Origin of the sequence: Mesorhizobium sp. M7A.F.Ca.CA.004.04.2.1 (assembly GCF_004022825.1) — a bacterium.
Classification (GTDB): Bacteria; Pseudomonadota; Alphaproteobacteria; order Rhizobiales; family Rhizobiaceae; genus Mesorhizobium.
Genome location: NZ_RZPH01001445.1, coordinates 1 through 1,081, shown reverse-complemented (window position 1 = coordinate 1,081; position 1,081 = coordinate 1). Strand labels below are relative to the sequence as shown.

Below are 1,081 nucleotides of genomic sequence, written 5' to 3'. Positions count from 1 at the left end.
AGACAGGGCTGGTGGCGGCCGGATCATCGGCAAGCAAGGCGGCGGCGATCGGATCCCAATCGCCGACACCGTCGACCATGCCGATGCCGAGACCGCCGAAGACCAGCGTCGCCACCTTGTCCGGATCGGACAGCGCCATGAACGCCGCGATGCGCGCGCCCATCGAATAACCCATGACATGAGCGCGCCCGATGCCGAGATGGCCGAGCAAGGCAGCGGCATCGGAAGCCATCTTGACCGGCGTGTAGTCGGCCTCCTCATAGCTCTTGGACGACGAGCCGTGGCCGCGATTGTCGAAGGCGATGGCGCGGTAACCGGCGTCGTTCAGCGTCTTGAACCAGCCGGGCGACACCCAGTTGACATAATGGCTCGAGGCGAAGCCATGGATCATCAGCACCGGATCGCCCTCGCCCGATGCCGGCTGGCGGTCGAGGAAGGTAAGCTCGAAGCCGTCATGGGTGAAAGACTGCATCTGCGATCCCGCCTGTGTGCTCAACCGCCACCGCCATTGGGTGCATCGCCATTGTCGGCTGGTGGCATGCCGGGGCCGGATACCGTGCCCACGGCCGGATGGCGCAAAAGGTCGCCATACTCGATGCCGTTCCTGGCGGCAGTGCCGGCCTTGAGCTCGAGCACGAAGCGCACCGGTACGCCGGGCGAAACGACGGCGTCCGATTGCGGCTCGCCGTGCTTGACCGCCCGGATCTTGCCATCCTGGCCGACGAAAATCAGATCAAGCGGCATTGGCGTGTTGTGCATCCAGAAGCCAACCTGCTGCTGGACCTCGAAGACGAACAGCATGCCGTGGTTGTCCGCCATGTCCTGGCGGTACATCAAGCCGGCCTCGCGCTCCGCGGCGGTGTCGGCGACTTCGATGGAAAAAGAGCGATCACCGCCTTTCGTCACCACGACCAATGGCGCCGGATCGGCTGGAAGGATCATCGCCCGGCTGTCCGCCGAGGTCGGCTTTTCGGAATAGAAGTAACCACCGGCGGCGGCGATGAAGGCAATCGCGCACATCGCGCCCGCGGTCAGCCAGTTCCTGTAAGCCATTCGAAATCCTCGGCCGGAAACGCCCTAG

At 64.5% G+C, this 1,081-nt stretch carries 2 protein-coding genes; both read right to left on the bottom strand.

Going from position 1 to position 1,081, the window contains the following annotated elements; genetic code table 11:
* On the bottom strand, nucleotides 1–472 hold a 472-nt coding region (locus EN893_RS35265; RefSeq protein ID WP_164901447.1), incomplete at its 3' end, for an alpha/beta fold hydrolase.
* Between the two features lie 20 nt (nucleotides 473–492).
* Nucleotides 493–1,053, bottom strand: a complete 561-nt coding sequence (locus tag EN893_RS35260; protein WP_127271578.1) for a DUF192 domain-containing protein — start codon at nucleotides 1,051–1,053, stop codon at nucleotides 493–495.
* Nucleotides 1,054–1,081: the final 28 nt, after the last annotated feature.

Bases quoted from the DNA above. Each gene is read 5' to 3' on its own strand.
- EN893_RS35260 (WP_127271578.1), bottom strand. From the start codon at position 1,053: ATGGCTTACAGGAACTGGCTGACCGCGGGCGCGATGTGCGCGATTGCC.